Genomic DNA, 16,258 nt, shown 5'->3' with positions numbered 1-16,258 from the left:
TCTTGTCTGATACTCAGGGCCTACCGCTGCGGCGCTATACTCAGCCGCTTGAATTTCAAAATCGGACCACAAGGACTCGCCCATGAAAGCGTTCGGCAAAATCCTGGGACTGGGGCTTCTCGGGTTGCTGCTGATCATTGTGGCGCTGGGCTTTGCCCTGACCCACCTCTTCGATCCCAACGACTATAAAGATGAAATCCGCCAGTTGGCACGCGACAAGGCCCACGTCGAGCTGACCCTCAACGGTGACATCGGCTGGAGCCTGTTCCCCTGGCTGGGCCTGGAGCTTCATGAAGCCAGCATCGCCACGCTGACCAAACCCACCGAGCCGTTCGCCGACCTGCAGATGCTCGGCCTGTCGGTGCGCGTGCTGCCGTTGCTGCGCCGCGAAGTGCAGATGAGCGATGTGCGCGTCGAGGGGCTGAACCTGACCCTGGCCCGCGATCAGCAAGGCCACGGCAACTGGGAAGACATCGGCAAGCCGCTGCCCACGCAGGACGGTGCCACCGCCAATGCGCCGAAAACTGCCGAGCAGCCAGGCAAACCGGCCGACAGCGGCAGCGAGCGGGCGGTCAAGCTCGACATCGACAGCCTGACCGTGAACAACGCCCGGGTGCAGTACACCGATGCCCAGAGCGGCAAGAGCTACAGTGCCGAAAGCATCCAGCTGAGCACCGGCCCGGTCCATGAAGGCGCGAACATCCCGCTCAAGGCCAGCGCCTTCCTCAGTGCCAGCCAGCCTAACCTCAAGGCTCGCACCGAGCTCACCGGCGAGCTGCGCTTCGATCGCAAGCTCAAACGCTACAACTTCGAAGACATGCGCCTGTCGGGCGAAACCTCGGGTGAACCGCTGGCCGGCAAGACCATGACCTTCGCCGCCCAAGGCCAACTGCTGGTCGACATGGCCGCCAACGTCGCCTCTTGGAGCGGCCTGAAAATATCGGCCAACCAACTGCGCGCCCTGGGTGAGCTGAACCTGCGCGAGCTGGACAAGGCGCCGCAACTCAGTGGCGGCCTGTCCATTGCCCAGTTCGACCTGCGCACCTTCCTCGACGGCATTGGCCACCCGCTGCCGGCCACCACTGACCCGGCCGCCTTCAGCAAGCTGGAGCTGGTCAGCCGCCTGCAGGGCACACCCAACAGCCTGACGCTGGCAGACCTGGCGGTAAAACTGGATGACAGCACCTTCAGCGGGCGCGTGGCCGTTGAAGATTTCGCCAAACAGGCCCTGCGCGTGCAGCTCAAAGGCGACAAGTTCGACGCCGATCGCTACCTGCCGGCCAAAAGCGAAGAAGCCAAGGGTGCCACGGCGGCGCGTCAAAGCGAGGTCACGCAACAGGAAGCCAGCGCCGTGGCCGGTGCCGGCAGCTCCCCGCTGCCCAACGCGCCGACCCAGGTCGCCTGGAGCAATGACAAACTGCTGCCGGTCGACCGCCTGCGTGTTCTTGACCTGCAGGCCGACCTGGCATTCGGCTCGCTGACCCTGGACAAGCTGCCCATCAGCGATGCCCAGTTGCAGGCCACCGGCCAAGGCGGCCTGGTGACCCTGCAGACCCTGCGCGGCGGGCTCTACAACGGCAGCTTCGAGGCCAAGGGCACGGTCGACGTGCGCCCTGCCGTGCCGCAGTTGGGCGTCAGCACCCGGATCAACCGGGTGCCGGTGGAACGCTTCATCAAGGCCGAAGGCAAAGAGCAGACCCCGCCCGTCAAGGGCCTGCTGACCTTGGCCAGCAACCTGACGGCGACCGGCAACAGCCAGAAGGCACTGGTCGACACCCTCAACGGCAGCGCAAACTTCACCATCAACGACGGTGTGCTGGTCAACGCCAACCTGGAACAGCAACTCTGCCAGGCCATCGCCACCCTCAACCGCAAGTCGCTCAGCGGCGAGCCGCGCGGCAAGGACACGCCGTTCGAAGAGCTGCGCGGCAGCCTGGTGATACGCAATGGCGTCGCCAGCAACCCCGACCTCAAGGCGCGCATCCCGGGCCTGACCGTCAACGGCCATGGCGACCTCGACCTGCGCGTGCTGGGCATGGACTACAACGTTGGCGTGATCGTCGAGGGCGACCAGCGCGCCATGCCGGACCCCGCCTGCCAGGTCAACGAGCGCTACGTGGGCGTCGAAGTGCCGCTGCGCTGCCGGGGCCCGCTGGAACTGGGCGCCAAGGCCTGCCGCCTGGACCAGGACGGCCTGGGCAAGGTCGCAGCCAAACTGGCTGGCAACCGCCTGAAAGACAAGATCGATGAAAAGCTCAACGAAAAACTCGGAGACAAAGTGAGCCCAGAACTCAAAGACGCGCTCAAGGGGCTGTTCAAGCGATGACCCCTGCGCAGTTCTCCAGCGCCGTGCTGGATTGGTACGACCAGCACGGCCGGCACGACCTGCCCTGGCAACAGGGCATCAACCCTTACCGGGTGTGGGTGTCGGAAATCATGCTGCAACAGACCCAAGTCAGCACCGTGCTCAACTACTTCGACCGCTTCATGCAGGCTTTGCCCACCGTGCAGGCCCTGGCTGAAGCGCCCGAAGACGAGGTGCTGCACCTGTGGACCGGCCTGGGCTACTACACCCGGGCGCGTAACCTGCAAAAGGCGGCGAAGATCGTGGTCGAGCAGTACGGCGGCGAATTCCCGCGCAGTGTCGAGCAGCTCACCGAGCTGCCGGGCATCGGCCGCTCCACCGCCGGCGCCATCGCCAGCATCAGCATGGGCATCCGGGCACCGATCCTGGACGGTAACGTCAAGCGCGTGCTGGCACGCTTCACCGCCCAGGCCGGCTACCCCGGCGAACCCAAGGTGGCCAATGCGCTATGGGCCACCGCCGAGCGCTTTACCCCCCAGCAACGCGCCAATCACTACACCCAGGCCATGATGGACATGGGCGCCACGCTGTGCACCCGCAGCAAGCCCAGTTGCCTGATCTGCCCCTTGCAGCGCGGCTGCGAAGCGCACCTGCACGGCGAAGAAACCCGCTACCCCGAGCCCAAACCGCGCAAAGCTCTGCCGCAGCGGCGCACGCTGATGCCGCTGCTGGCCAACCACGAAGGCGCCATCCTGCTTTATCGCCGCCCCTCCAGCGGCCTGTGGGGTGGCCTGTGGAGCCTGCCGGAGCTGGACGCCATCGAACAGCTCGATGACCTGGCGTATCAGCATGGCCTGCGCCTGGCCGACAGCCGTGCGCTAGACGGCCTGACCCACACGTTCAGCCACTTCCAGCTGGCAATCGAGCCGTGGCTGGTGCGCGTCGACCCCGTTGGCCAGCACGTGGCCGAGCCTGACTGGCTCTGGTATAACCTGGCCACCCCGCCGCGCCTGGGCCTCGCCGCCCCGGTCAAGAAGCTGCTCAAACGCGCGGCCGACGAACTGATTGCAGGAGACGCCCGATGACCCGCACCGTGATGTGCCGCAAGTACAAAGAACAACTGCCAGGCCTTGAGCGCCCGCCGTACCCTGGCGCCAAGGGCCAGGACATTTACGAACATATCTCGCAGCAAGCCTGGGCCGACTGGCAGAAGCACCAGACCATGCTGATCAACGAGAAGCGCCTGAACATGATGAACGCCGAGGACCGCAAGTTCCTCCAGGGCGAGATGGACAAGTTTTTTGCCGGCGAAGACTACGCCCAGGCGGAAGGCTACGTTCCACCGGCCGAATGACCACAAAAATCGTAAGCGACGGAATTAATTTAAAATTTTTTCAAAAAGTCGTTGACGAGCGGTCTGGAAATCTATTTAATTCACCTCGTCGCCCAGATAGCTCAGTCGGTAGAGCAGAGGATTGAAAATCCTCGTGTCGGCGGTTCGACTCCGTCTCTGGGCACCACCTTCAGCTTCTGGTGGTTGCAAAGTTACCCGAAGCGACACAAGAAACCCGCCCAGTGCGGGTTTTTTGTTGTCTGCGCTTTTTACACCAGCTCGGCAGATTCATCTGCGTAAGCGGCCAGCCCCTTCGCCGTTGACTAGCATCAACATGCTATCACTCGCTCAGATTCACAATTGCAGGTGGACATTAGACCGACCTGGCAAGGACCACCATGAGCGAAGAATCCTCCCCCCTGCTCCCCTCCTCCGGCGAGCCCACCTCCGCACCCACACCTCGCCCTCGCCGCCCGCGCCAACGCAAACCCGAACCTTCCATTACCCGGGTCAGCCAGCAGCCAACCGCACTGGAAGTGGCCAGCGCGCCAAAAGGCAGCAATGAAGACAGCACCTCGGCGCGCCTGCCGGCCAATTACCCCTACCGCACCCGCATGCGTCGCCAGGAATACGAAAAGGCCAAGCATGCACTGCAGATCGAGCTGCTGAAGGTACAAAGCTGGGTCAAGGACACCGGCCAGCGCGTGGTGATCCTGTTCGAGGGGCGTGACGCCGCGGGCAAGGGTGGCACCATCAAGCGCTTCATGGAGCACCTGAACCCGCGTGGCTCGCGGATCGTCGCGCTGGAAAAGCCGTCCGAGCAGGAGAAGGGCCAGTGGTATTTCCAGCGTTACATCCAGCACCTCCCCACGGCCGGTGAAATGGTGTTCTTCGACCGCTCCTGGTACAACCGCGCCGGGGTCGAGAAGGTGATGGAATTCTGCACCCCACTGCAGTACCTGGAATTCATGCGCCAGGCGCCGGACCTGGAGCGCATGCTGTGCAACAGCGGCATCCTGCTGTTCAAGTACTGGTTCTCGGTGAACCGCGAAGAGCAGCTGCGCCGGTTCATTTCCCGTCGCGACGACCCGCTCAAGCACTGGAAGCTCTCGCCCATCGACATCAAGTCGCTGGACAAATGGGACGACTACACCGCCGCCAAAGAAGCGATGTTCTTCCATACCGACACGGCCGACGCACCGTGGACCGTCATCAAGTCCGATGACAAGAAGCGGGCGCGGATCAATTGCATCCGGCATTTCCTGCATTCGCTGGATTACCCGGGGAAGGACCACAGTGTGGCCCATGCGCCGGACCCGATGCTGGTCGGCCGCGCTTCGCGTGACTTCGAGGAAGACGAAGGGTCTGCGCTTGCCAGTTGACTGGCTGCGGGCTGCTGCGCAGCCCATCGCCGGCAGTCAGTGGTTATAGGCAACACTTGGGTTTCGCAGGCAACTGCGCTTCAATACGCGCAATTTCGGACACACCCAAGGATTCGCCCATGGCCACCCCTACCAAGCAACAGAAACGCGCCAAACGCGCTGCCAGCAAGGCCAAGCAAAACCGCATGGTGCGCAGCGGCCAGGCCGTCAAGACCAGCGCCGGCGACAGCGCCAGCATCGAACAGGTGTTCAACAAGGCCATGGAGTCGGACAGCTATAAAGAGCTGTTCGTGAAGATGAAGGCGGCGCAGGAAACCAGCCTGGTTGCGATGATCTCGGTGTTCCTGGTCGACCCGCTGCTGGCACTGGTGCTCAAGGGCCACAAGGAAGAGCACGCCACCGACTACATCGTGCTGGTGTTCAACGCCTACCGCACCTGGCTCGATGGCGCCGACGAAGACACCACCATGGCCTGGCTGGAAAGCGACGAGTTCCAGGAGGCCTATATCACCGCTTCCGAGCTGGTCGCCAAGCAGCAGCAACAGCAGAAGCAGTTCGGCTAAAGCTCACCGGCCCTATCGCCAGCGCGAACAAGGATAGGGCCGCACAGACAAACAAAAAGGCCGCGCCCTACCCAGGACGCGGCCTTTTCATTGCAGCCAGCGCGGATCAGTTATCCAGCGCCACCCGCCCAGCAGCTCCACGCTTGCGATGCACCAGCAAGCCTGCCGCCACAACACCCACGCTCAGCAACGCAGTCGCAATGATCTCCGCGCGGTGATCCTCACGCAGCGCCATCACCACCAGCACGGCAACGATGAAGGCAATGGTGGCCCAGGTCAGCCCCGGGAACAGCCACATCTTGAAGGCGATCTTCTCACCACGGGCTTCCCGCTGGCTGCGCATGCGCAGCTGCGAAATGGCGATCACCAGGTACACCAGCAGCGCGATCGCGCCAGAGCTGGCCAGCAGGAACTCGAACACCTGGGCCGGCGCCACGTAGTTGGCGAACACGCAGAGGAACGCTGCAGCAGTCGACAGCAGTACCGCCACATGCGGGGTCGACGCCTTGGTGGTGCGCTGCGCGATAGCCGGCGCATCGCCACGCTTGCTCAGCGAGAACAGCATGCGCGAAGAGGTGTACAGCGCCGAGTTCAGGCAACTGGTCACGGCGATCAGCACGACGATGTCGACGATCAGCTTGGCATTGGGCACGCCGATGCGGCTCAGCACGGTCTGGTAGGAACCGGTCTCGGCCAACGCCGGATCGTTCCACGGCACCAGGGCCACCACCAGGAAGATCGACACCAGGTAGAACAGGCAGATACGCCAGATCACCGAATTGGTGGCGCGGCTGATCTGCTTGCCCGGGTCTTTCGATTCGGCGGCAGCGATGGTGACGATTTCAGTGCCCATGAACGAGAACATGGTGGTCAGCATGGCCGCCAGCACAGCGCCCAGGCCGTTGGGCATGAAGCCCTGGGTATCGAACAGGTGGCTGGCCCCGCTGACCTGGCTGCCTGGCACCAGGCCAAACATGGCGATGCAACCGACCACGATGAAGCCGATGATTGCCAGCACCTTGAGCAGCGCGAACCAGAACTCGAACTCACCGTAGTTTTTCACGCTGCACAGGTTGGTCAGGGTCAGCGCCAGGGTGATCAGCAGGGAGAACGCCCACAGATCGACGGCGGGGAACCAGGCATGCAGGATCGCAGCCGCCGCGTTGGCCTCCAGCGGGATCACCAGCACCCAGAACCACCAGTACAACCAACCAATGGTGAAACCGGCCCAGCGGCCAATGGCGCGGTCGGCATAGGTGGAGAACGAGCCGGTGTCTGGCGAGGCGATAGCCATCTCACCAAGCATGCGCATCACCAGCACCACCAGCGTACCGGCGGCGGCATAGGCCAGCAGTACGGCAGGGCCGGCAGCAGCGATGGCGTGGCCGGAGCCGACGAACAGACCGGCGCCGATGACGCCAGCAATGGACAGCATGGTCACATGCCGTTGTTTGAGCCCCTGAGCGAGGTCATTGGAATTGTTACCGCTCATAAAACTACCTTTGTAAGGAGTGGACCACCCGATTGCTGGACGAAGCGAGCCTGGGGTTGGTTTAGGCACCGCTGCAATCGGCGGTTTCCAGACGGCAATAAGCGGGCCATATGCTGAATGCATTCGTCAGATAACCCTGGCGACCCGTAAGGCACGCGGCTTGCCGGGCATTCGGCCAAACTTTGACCGAATGCTCGCCAAATCCACATGCCAAGTCTGGATTACGGAAATACCCACTTACAAACGCACCAAAGGTGCTCCTCGGTAACACCCTTGCACCGCTGCAATGCATAAAAGTGCAACCCAGAGGTACAACCCCAAGGCCGTCAACTGCCGCGTTGCAGGTGAACCTGTTGCCCCCAGGGTTGGGTACAATCCCCCGGCGCAGGCGCTGGCTGCGGGCAGGCGTTTATGCGCGAAAGGGGCAAAATAGCTTCCAAGCGCAGGCCAAAACTGGCACCATCGCGCCTTTTTTCATCAAGGCTCTGGAGCTGGGCGAGACCTTCGCGGACATCTGCGCGACGTTGCACTGCAGCGATGCGACAAACTGCCCCGGCATTGCCCCGAGCCCCCCGCGCCCCTGTTGGCCGCCATAATGCCGCTATGCTAGCTTGGCGCACGCCAGGAAGGCCGCCAACAGCTGGGAACGCACCCGAACACATGAGGACCGCACATGGCCCAGGCCACGCCCGCGCTGGAAATCCGCAATCTGCACAAACGCTACGGCGACCAGGAAATTCTCAAGGGCATTTCGCTGACTGCGCGCGATGGTGACGTGATCTCCATTCTGGGATCGTCCGGCTCCGGCAAGTCCACGCTGCTGCGCTGCATCAACCTGCTGGAAAACCCGCACAAGGGCGAGATCATCGTCGCCGGTGAGTCGCTCAAGCTCAAGGCCGCCAAGAACGGCGACCTGGTTGCCGCCGACAACCGCCAGATCAACCGCCTGCGCAGCGAAATCGGCTTCGTCTTCCAGAACTTCAACCTGTGGCCGCACATGTCGGTGCTCGACAACATCATCGAGGCGCCGCGCCGTGTGCTTGGCCAGAGCAAGGCCGAAGCCATCGAAGCCGCCGAAGCGCTGTTGAACAAGGTCGGCATCTACGAAAAACGCCACAGCTACCCCGCCCAGCTTTCCGGTGGCCAGCAGCAACGCGCTGCCATCGCCCGCACCCTGGCCATGCGCCCCAAGGTCATCCTGTTCGACGAGCCAACCTCGGCGCTCGATCCGGAAATGGTCCAGGAAGTGCTTAACGTTATCCGCGCACTGGCCGAAGAAGGCCGTACCATGCTGCTGGTGACGCACGAGATGAACTTTGCCCGCCAGGTGTCCAGTGAAGTGGTCTTCCTGCACCAGGGCCTGGTTGAAGAGCAAGGATCGCCGCAGCAGGTCTTCGAGAACCCGACCTCGGCGCGTTGCAAGCAATTCATGTCCAGCCACCGCTAATGGAGCAACACGAATGCAGACCTATAAGAAATTCCTCCTGGCCGCTGCCGCCACCCTGGTTTTCTCGGCCAATGCCATGGCAGCCGAAAAACTGAAAATGGGCATCGAGGCGGCCTACCCGCCGTTCAACAACAAGGATGCCAGCGGCCAGGTGGTCGGCTTCGACAAAGACATCGGCGACGCCCTGTGCGCCAAGATGAAAGTCGAGTGCGAAGTGGTCACCTCGGACTGGGACGGCATCATCCCCGCCCTGAACGCCAAGAAGTTCGACTTCCTGATCTCTTCGCTGTCGATCACCGACGAGCGCAAGCAGGCCGTTGACTTCACCGACCCGTACTACTCCAACAAGCAGCAGTTCATCGCGCCGAAAAACGTCGACTTCAAGACCGACCGCGCCTCGCTCAAAGGCAAGACCATCGGTACCCAGCGCGCAACCCAGGCTGCAACCTGGCTGGACGACAACGGCGGCATGGACGGCGAGTTCAAGGTCAACCTGTACGACGGCCAGGAAAACGCCTACCTGGACCTGACCTCCGGCCGCCTCGACGCCATCCTGGCCGACAAGTACGCCAACTACGACTGGCTGAAGTCCGACGCTGGCAAGAACTTCGAGTTCAAGGGTGAGCCGGTCAACGAAAGCGACAAGGTCGGCATCGCTGTACGCAAGGGTGACGATGAGCTGCGCAACAAGCTCAACGCCGCGCTGAAGGAAATCGTCGCCGACGGCACCTACAAGAAGATCAACGACAAGTACTTCCCGTTCAGCATCTATTGATTCGCCCCGACAGGCATCGCCGCCATGGCGATGCCTGTCCCTTGAACAAACCTACCCATGAATATTGATCTTTACGGATTCGGTCCGGCCCTTTTGGCCGGCACGCTGATGACCGTCAAACTGGCGCTGTCGGCCCTCTGTCTGGGGCTGGTACTGGGGCTGCTTGGCGCCCTGGCGAAAACATCGCCCTACAAGCCGCTGCAGTGGCTTGGTGGTTTCTACTCCACCCTGGTGCGCGGCGTACCCGAATTGCTCTGGGTGCTGCTGATCTACTTTGGCACCGTCAACCTGATGAACCGGATTGGCGACGCCCTGAACATGCCCGGCCTGGAACTTAGCGCCTTCGCCGCAGGCGTTATCGCCCTGGGCTTGTGCTTCGGCGCCTACGCCACCGAAGTGTTCCGTGGCGCCATCCTCGCCATCCCCAAGGGCCACCGTGAAGCGGGCACCGCCCTGGGCCTGTCCAAGGGGCGGATCTTCACCCGGCTGATCCTGCCGCAGATGTGGCGTATCGCCCTGCCCGGCCTTGGCAACCTGTTCATGATCCTGATGAAGGACACCGCGCTGGTGTCGGTCATCGGCCTTGAAGAAATCATGCGCCACGCGCAAATCGGCGTGACCGTGACCAAGCAGCCGTTCACCTTCTACATGGTCGCGGCCTGCATCTACCTGAGCCTGACCATCGTGGCCATGACCGGCATGCACTTCATGGAAAAACGCGCCGCTCGCGGCTTTGCGAGGGCCGAACAATGAATTGGGAAGTGATCATCAAGTGGCTGCCGCGCCTGGCGCAGGGCGCCACCCTGACCCTGGAGCTGGTCGCCATCGCGGTCGTCGCCGGGTTGATCCTGGCCATCCCGCTGGGCATCGCCCGCTCGTCGCGCCACTGGTACGTGCGCGCCCTGCCCTACGGCTACATCTTCTTCTTCCGCGGCACGCCGCTGCTGGTGCAGTTGTTCCTGGTCTACTACGGCCTGGCGCAGTTCGATGTGGTGCGTTCGAGCAGCCTGTGGCCCTACCTGCGCGATCCGTTCTGGTGCACGGTGCTGACCATGACCCTGCACACCGCCGCCTACATTGCCGAAATCCTGCGCGGTGCGCTGCAGGCCATCCCCAAGGGTGAGATCGAAGCTGCGCGGGCGCTGGGCATGTCGCGCGGCAAGACGCTGTTCTACATCATGCTGCCGCGGGCAACCCGCATCGGCTTGCCGGCCTACAGCAACGAAGTGATCCTGATGCTCAAGGCCAGCGCCCTGGCCAGTACCGTCACCCTGCTGGAACTGACCGGCATGGCGCGGACCATCATCGCCCGGACCTACCTGCCGGTGGAGATCTTCTTCGCCGCCGGGGTGTTCTACCTGGTGATCTCGTTCGTGCTGGTGCAAGGTTTCAAACTGCTGGAGCGCTGGTTGCGCGTTGACGCCTGCCAGGGCCGTTGAACCCATCGCCGGCAAGCAAGCTCCCACCAGAGCAGTGATACACCTGTGGGAGCGCCTTGCCGGGTAAGGCCCTCCCACTGACCCATTGGCTGAACCCATGCCCACGTTCCTCCACAGCCACCCTATAAGCGACCGCTTCCAAGCCCTCGACCAGTTCCTGATCGAGCACCAGGCGCTGTGGAAACCCAGGCCCTTCACTGCCCTGCGCCTGGAATGGGAAACTGCACACCCCGAGCTCGCCGCCCACCTGCGCCAGTGCTCCCTGGCCGATGCCGAAGCTGAACCTGCCCCGCACACCCTGCCCGCGCCCTTCCCCCAGCTGGCCCAGCAAGCCCAACAGCTCAGTGCCCTGGGCGACCTGCCCGACACCGGCCTTGCACCTGCCCGCCACCGCCTCGACGTCAACGTACCAGGCCGCAAATGGCAGCAGATCGAAGCCTTCAGCCGCCGCCTGAGCTTTCGCACACAGACCCACCACTGGCTGGACTGGTGTTCGGGCAAGGGCTACCTCGGCCGCCGCCTTCTGCAACCTGGCCAGCACCTGACTTGCCTGGAATACGACGCAAACCTGGTCGCCGCAGGCCAGGCGCTGAGTGATCACCACCACTTGCCCGCCACCCACGTGCACCAGGATGTAATGGCTGCGGACAGCCGCCGCCATCTCGACCGCGACAAAAGCGTGGTGGCCCTGCACGCCTGCGGCGACCTGCATGTGCATTTGCTGCGCGTAGCCAGCGAGCAAGGCTGCCGCCACCTTGCCGTGGCCCCCTGCTGCTACAACCGCACCCAGGGCGAGCACTACCAGCCGATGTCCGCCGCCGCGCAACGCTCGCTGCTGCAGCTGTCGATTATCGACCTTGGCCTGCCATTGAGCGAAACCGTCACGGCTGGCGCGCGGGTCCGCCACCAGCGTGATCGGTCCATGGCCAGGCGCCTGGGTTTCGACCTGCTGCAACGCCAGCAGCGCCAGTGCGATGAGTACCTGCCAACCCCCTCCCTGCCGGTGGCATGGCTGGAGAAACCCTTCGAACAGTATTGCCGTGACCTGGCCGACCAGCGCCAACTGGAACTGACCTTAAACCCAGACTGGGACGCCCTGGAGGCGGCCGGCTGGCAACGCCTGGCCGAGGTGCGCAACCTCGAACGGGTACGCAACCTGTTCCGCAGGCCACTGGAGCTGTGGCTGGTGCTCGACCGTGCGCTGTTCCTGCAGGAACAAGGCTATGCGGTACGCGTTGGCACGTTCTGCGACTACCCGCTTACACCACGCAACCTGTTGCTGCTTGCCGAACGCGACCGTTAGCCACAGCACAACCTGTGGATAAGTCTGTGAACAAGCTTGTGATGACTGGTTGGAGCCAACCGCTATTTCAGCCCAGGCGCTTATTCCCAAAGGGGCTGCAAGCCCAGTAAAAACAGGCGTTTGCGCAAAGACAGGCGGTACGCAGCGGCGGCATGCCTTTCGCGCACGGCGATAATGCCTCTTGTGCATAAACAAAATTTCGATTAGGCAAACACCGCTGGATCTGTACAGCCGCTGCGTGGTTGTGGGAGCTGCTTGTCGTTGATGAGCCCTGCACAGACAAACAAGACTGCTGCTCCCACAAGGGCCTTTTAACTCAGTGCGCTTTGTTCTTGGCCATTTCAATATCGTTCATCAATGCCTTGGCCAGGGCACTGAGATAGTCCGCAGCGCCGAGTAGCTTGTGGTCATCCTCCATGTCGCCTTCGCGCACCAGGTGCTTGATGTAGCCCAGCAGCACGGACACTTGTTCATAGGCATGGTCGACAGGGATGCCGGCCTGTACGCGGAACAGCCCCAGCGGCGGGTTGCCGACTTCAAGAAACGTTTCGATGCCGGCGGTGGTGATGGGCTTTGCTTCACTCATGACCGCGCCCCCTTTTCCTGAGCGTCTTCCAAACGGCGCTTTGCATGTTCGGCCAGGACGCACGCCGAGTCGGCCGCATGGGCAGCGTTCGCCAGCAGGTTGAGGCCGGGCACGCCGGCGTTGTCACGGCAGTGGTTATCGAGGGTTTCGGCTACCACACGCATGAGCTCGCAGGCGTGGGCGATGGCGTCGCGGGGAGAGATGTCGCTGTGGATGGTGAAATAGGGGGTGGAAATGAGGGGGCGGGGTGGATCGGGAACGATTTTCTTCATGATTGAATCCTTATTCCGATGGAGATGCATGCCACCCGAATCTTTCTCACGGATTTGGGTGGCAGCCGTACACGGGGTGAGAAACCGAGGGAATAAGGAAGCTCGGCCAGACCGAAGCCTGCCCGTGTACGGCCACCATAGGCTACCGCTCATTCACAATCGGGTTCTCACACCCGGTCACCAGGAAATTGGCGACCCAGGAACGTTATCCTTGGGCCATTCCCCCGCCAACAATGAAGCTTCGGTAGCGCACGTAGGATAATTCCCAAACTAATCGAACATGAAGCATTTGGTTTCAATTTCAGAAATACCCTACAGAGGCGCCTAAATCCGGGCTGCGCAGTCAACACAATGCCAGTGAATGCGCCGCGAACCCGGCTTAACGGTGTATCATCCGCCCCCCAAATCTTAAAAAGCTACGTCGCGCGCTGCCCGCCAGCCCCGCGACCGTCTGGCGTTGCGCCAGAACCGACATGGACTAACGGAATTAGACATCGTGCACCAAGCCAAGCCCCTTGCCCTGCTGTCCTTTGCCCTGGCCCTGACCGCCTGCGCCAGCGACCCTGCGCCCCATCACACCAGCACCCTGGACTGGAACACCCCAGGCATGCAATTGGGTGGCGACAACGGCCTGCCCCTGCGCGTCGAAAGCCCCTGCCGCAAGCGCGGCTGCGACAACGACAAGCTGTTTTTCAATCCGGGCAAGACCGAGCCAAGCGTCAATACCATCCACCGCGGCTGGTAGGAAAATTCTCCTTTTAGGCCGGTGACTTAGGTCATTTTCGCTTAATCGAAAGGAAGTGGTTTACAGGCGCCAACCGATCGCTATAATGACGCCCCATTGCCGGTATAGCTCAGATGGTAGAGCAACTGACTTGTAATCAGTAGGTCCCGGGTTCGATTCCTGGTGCCGGCACCATTCAAGGTTCCATAGAAAGCTTTCATAATCTCTGGAACCCCCGAAAAACCCGCCTTCTGGCGGGTTTTTTCGTTTTGGCGTTCCGTCGGATTCCGAGGGTAAGCCAGCGCTAATGCCTCTGCCTGCTCCTGCAACCCAACAGCCGCAAAGGCTGGGGGCTCAGGTAGGAGAAACCCGATGGACGCTAAGGCCTGACCGCCTTTGGTAGCTACCCGGTAGCCGGATTGGCCGAGGCACCCCGCAAGCGCTTCGGGCTCAAACAGCAGCTTGCCAACGGCATAGACCCCATCCAGTCCAAACAGCAAGCCAATGCCGAAGCCGTGATCAACGGTCGCACCTTCGAAAGTGTCGTGCTCGACTGGCATGCCAGCATGGTGCCCAACTGGGTGCCCGGCCACGCCAACACTGTACCCAGCCGGCTGAAGACTCACGTATTCCCTTTGCTCAGTGCCAGAGCAATCGTTGAATTAGACACCCACGACCTCATGCAGCCACTGGAAGCCGTGACGAAGCGCGGTACCATCGACGTGGCGCTCAGGATCAAGAACTACCTGCAAAGCATCATGCGCGAAGCCAAACGGCTGCGACTTATCACGGCGAACCCGGCTCACGACCTCAATGGCTCAATCAAGACACCACGGGTAACTCACCGACCCGCACTACCCCTATCGCGACTCCTAGAGCTATTGGCATAGATCGAGGGCTACAGAGGTCGCCCGCTTACGCGCCTCACGGTGATGCTGTCGTTGATGTATTCGTACGCTCCAGTGGACTGCGCTTCGCCCGTTGGAACGAGTTCGACCTCAAGCGCAGCATCTGGGAGATACCCGACACCCACGCGGCGCTGGACGGAGTGCCCTTTCCACGAGGGGCACAAAGATGGCCGGGGACATTCACGTTGTACCCTTATCGCCGCAGGCAGTGGCCTTGTTCGAGCAGATCCATGCGATCACCGGCAAGTTCGAACTGGTGTTCGCGGGAGATGCCAAACCGTGGAAACCGATGTCCGAGAACACAGTGAATGCCGCGCTCAGAACGATAGGCCACGACACCAAGGTGGATGTCTGCGGTCACGGGTTCCGAGCCATGTCGTGCAGTGCGCTGGTTGAGTCCGGGCAGTGGTCGGAGACGGCTATCGAGCGGCAGATGAGCCACAAGGAACGCAACAACGTGCGGGCCGCTTATACCCGCAAGGCCGAGTTCCTCGAAGAACGCCGGATGATCATGACTGGCGGAGCCGGTTTCTGGGGCGAACCGCGAGGACCATGTGACGCCGCATGAGTTTGCCAAGCAGATGGGCGAGAACGTCACGAGCCTTCGCAGTGCCAAGAGGACCGGGTAGCCCGCCGCACCATCGCATCAAACTCGCTGTGAAGTTACCCACAGCACCGCATTACGCTCCTCCTCGCGGGCCTTTTCAAACGGGGCCGCAAAGCCGACCCGATTGAAAGGACCATACCTAAGAAAAATGCCGGCACAACGTACGTCTGCGGAAAACCACTGATGTCCACTGGGGGATAGTTTTATCCACAGGCGCTAAACCCCTGATATCGCGCTGCTTGACGAATATTGTCCACAGGCGTAGATCGGGAATCGCAAGAGCTGTCGATGACAGCACCCCAGGTGACCCGAGCCTTAAGGATCACGCCGCTCCCGCGGTGGTTCTCCCGCAAGTACGATTCGCGTCCGGCAGCTCGTACGATCACTACCCATGTGATGGATGCCAACTCAATATCGTTGCCCCTGCGGCAACCACCCTACCCATCTGCTTAGCAGCAACCTATCCGCTTGGCCATTTCCCGTGCGCCAACCTGCGCCCGTCTCTTTCACTGGAAAGAGACGGGCGCTCATGACACTGCTGCAGCCCTTATCGCTCTTGGCTTTGCGGCTACTCCACTCGTGACAATCGGCGTGACAAACGCCGATGTCACCAGCAACAGCCATGCAGATGATGGTGCCGCAGACCAAGGAATGGACTGCACCTGACTGACAGTCAGGCATGCCCCGGTCATCGCATCGCTGTGTTCACCCGACTCAGGATCTCCAGGCGCTGGTCTCGTCAGCCAATGCTGCCTCCACCCGCCCACCGGTAACGGTGCTCAGGAGACCAGATCATGAGATGCCCTTGCTCCCGGACGTAAGGAGCCACCAGTCCAGCGTAGAGGACATCCCCCACAGGTCGCAGGGGCCTTGATCCCTGATAACACTCAGCATTCTTGGTGGGATGACGTGGGGCGAGAGCCTAGAAAGCAGTGATAAATCTGATATGCGCTGGTTGCTAGCGGAGCAGGAGAGATTTCATCAATGGGTGCAACTGAATCGCCCCTGGTTTCCTAGACACTCTCCAAGCTCAGGAAATAGCGTTTCTCATACTCTATTGGAGACAGCTGCATAGCACTGCTGTGTCGGCGTTTAGGGTTATAGAACATTTCGATGTAATCG

At 61.7% G+C, this 16,258-nt stretch carries 15 protein-coding genes, 2 tRNA genes and 1 pseudogene; 14 read left to right on the top strand and 4 right to left on the bottom strand.

Annotation, left to right across the window (positions count from 1 at the left end; translation table 11 throughout):
- Positions 1 to 82: 82 nt before the first annotated feature.
- The 6 genes from L6D80_RS27145 to L6D80_RS27120 all read left to right on the top strand — a co-directional run bounded on the left by L6D80_RS27145 (position 83) and on the right by L6D80_RS27120 (position 5,583).
- Positions 83 to 2,326, top strand: coding sequence for an AsmA family protein (locus L6D80_RS27145; RefSeq protein WP_176512970.1), 2,244 nt, complete (start codon positions 83 to 85; stop codon positions 2,324 to 2,326).
- Entirely contained in the window at positions 2,323 to 3,390 is a 1,068-nt protein-coding gene (gene mutY, locus L6D80_RS27140; RefSeq protein WP_176512972.1) for an A/G-specific adenine glycosylase, read from the top strand. Before L6D80_RS27145 ends, mutY begins: the two co-directional genes overlap by 4 nt.
- Positions 3,387 to 3,659 (top strand): oxidative damage protection protein, encoded by a 273-nt coding sequence (locus L6D80_RS27135; RefSeq protein ID WP_054903421.1) that lies wholly within the window; start codon positions 3,387 to 3,389, stop codon positions 3,657 to 3,659. Before mutY ends, L6D80_RS27135 begins: the two co-directional genes overlap by 4 nt.
- 90 nt (positions 3,660 to 3,749) lie before the next feature.
- Positions 3,750 to 3,825, top strand: a tRNA-Phe gene (locus L6D80_RS27130).
- A gap of 211 nt (positions 3,826 to 4,036) precedes the next feature.
- On the top strand, positions 4,037 to 5,020 hold the full coding sequence (ppk2, locus tag L6D80_RS27125; RefSeq protein WP_054903422.1) for a polyphosphate kinase 2: 984 nt from the start codon (positions 4,037 to 4,039) through the stop codon (positions 5,018 to 5,020).
- Between the two features lie 119 nt (positions 5,021 to 5,139).
- The gene (locus tag L6D80_RS27120; protein ID WP_054903423.1) at positions 5,140 to 5,583 is read left to right on the top strand and encodes a hypothetical protein; all 444 of its coding nucleotides are present in this window, start codon (positions 5,140 to 5,142) and stop codon (positions 5,581 to 5,583) included.
- 106 nt (positions 5,584 to 5,689) lie between these two features.
- On the opposite strand, the gene gabP is transcribed toward L6D80_RS27120, so the two are convergent.
- Positions 5,690 to 7,075, bottom strand: coding sequence for a GABA permease (gene gabP / locus L6D80_RS27115; RefSeq protein ID WP_054903424.1), 1,386 nt, complete (start codon positions 7,073 to 7,075; stop codon positions 5,690 to 5,692).
- A 673-nt stretch (positions 7,076 to 7,748) separates the two neighbouring features.
- On the opposite strand from gabP, the gene L6D80_RS27110 reads away from it, so the two are divergent.
- The 5 genes from L6D80_RS27110 (at position 7,749) to L6D80_RS27090 (ending at position 12,039) form a co-directional block, all read left to right on the top strand.
- Positions 7,749 to 8,522 (top strand): ABC transporter ATP-binding protein, encoded by a 774-nt coding sequence (locus L6D80_RS27110; protein WP_054903425.1) that lies wholly within the window; start codon positions 7,749 to 7,751, stop codon positions 8,520 to 8,522.
- 13 nt (positions 8,523 to 8,535) lie between these two features.
- Positions 8,536 to 9,297, top strand: a complete 762-nt coding sequence (locus L6D80_RS27105; RefSeq protein ID WP_054903426.1) for an ABC transporter substrate-binding protein — start codon at positions 8,536 to 8,538, stop codon at positions 9,295 to 9,297.
- A gap of 57 nt (positions 9,298 to 9,354) precedes the next feature.
- Positions 9,355 to 10,050 carry an ABC transporter permease gene (locus L6D80_RS27100; protein WP_054903427.1) on the top strand — a complete coding sequence of 232 codons (696 nt, stop codon included), beginning with the start codon at positions 9,355 to 9,357 and terminating at the stop codon, positions 10,048 to 10,050.
- Positions 10,047 to 10,736: an ABC transporter permease gene (locus L6D80_RS27095; protein WP_054903428.1), complete on the top strand. Its 690-nt coding sequence runs from the start codon at positions 10,047 to 10,049 to the stop codon at positions 10,734 to 10,736. The genes L6D80_RS27100 and L6D80_RS27095 overlap by 4 nt, the downstream gene beginning before the upstream one ends.
- Positions 10,737 to 10,833: 97 nt before the next feature.
- Positions 10,834 to 12,039: a methyltransferase gene (locus L6D80_RS27090; RefSeq protein WP_054903429.1), complete on the top strand. Its 1,206-nt coding sequence runs from the start codon at positions 10,834 to 10,836 to the stop codon at positions 12,037 to 12,039.
- Between the two features lie 316 nt (positions 12,040 to 12,355).
- Here the strand turns inward: L6D80_RS27090 and L6D80_RS27085 are convergent, their stop codons facing one another.
- On the bottom strand, positions 12,356 to 12,625 hold the full coding sequence (locus L6D80_RS27085) for a DUF3077 domain-containing protein (protein ID WP_176517022.1): 270 nt from the start codon (positions 12,623 to 12,625) through the stop codon (positions 12,356 to 12,358).
- On the bottom strand, positions 12,622 to 12,897 hold the full coding sequence (locus L6D80_RS27080; protein ID WP_054903431.1) for a hypothetical protein: 276 nt from the start codon (positions 12,895 to 12,897) through the stop codon (positions 12,622 to 12,624). The genes L6D80_RS27085 and L6D80_RS27080 overlap by 4 nt, the downstream gene beginning before the upstream one ends.
- A 496-nt stretch (positions 12,898 to 13,393) precedes the next feature.
- Here L6D80_RS27080 and L6D80_RS27075 point away from each other — a divergent pair, with 496 nt between their 5' ends.
- From L6D80_RS27075 to L6D80_RS27065, 3 genes and pseudogenes are all read left to right on the top strand, one after another.
- A complete protein-coding gene (locus tag L6D80_RS27075) occupies positions 13,394 to 13,642 on the top strand; it encodes a hypothetical protein (protein WP_176517014.1) in 249 nt (82 codons plus the stop codon).
- A gap of 98 nt (positions 13,643 to 13,740) precedes the next feature.
- Positions 13,741 to 13,816, top strand: a tRNA-Thr gene (locus L6D80_RS27070).
- A 116-nt stretch (positions 13,817 to 13,932) separates the two neighbouring features.
- Positions 13,933 to 15,158, top strand: a pseudogene (locus L6D80_RS27065) (tyrosine-type recombinase/integrase); the annotation flags it as partial.
- Positions 15,159 to 16,149: 991 nt separating this feature from the next.
- Here L6D80_RS27065 and L6D80_RS27060 read toward each other — a convergent pair.
- The coding region (locus tag L6D80_RS27060) for an IS3 family transposase (protein ID WP_135199453.1) at positions 16,150 to 16,258 on the bottom strand (109 nt) is incomplete at its 5' end.

This window comes from Pseudomonas ceruminis (genome assembly GCF_021602025.1).
GTDB lineage: Bacteria > Pseudomonadota > Gammaproteobacteria > Pseudomonadales > Pseudomonadaceae > Aquipseudomonas > Aquipseudomonas ceruminis.
The sequence above is the reverse complement of the archived record's forward strand: the minus strand, read 5'-3'. Positions and strand labels throughout refer to the sequence as shown.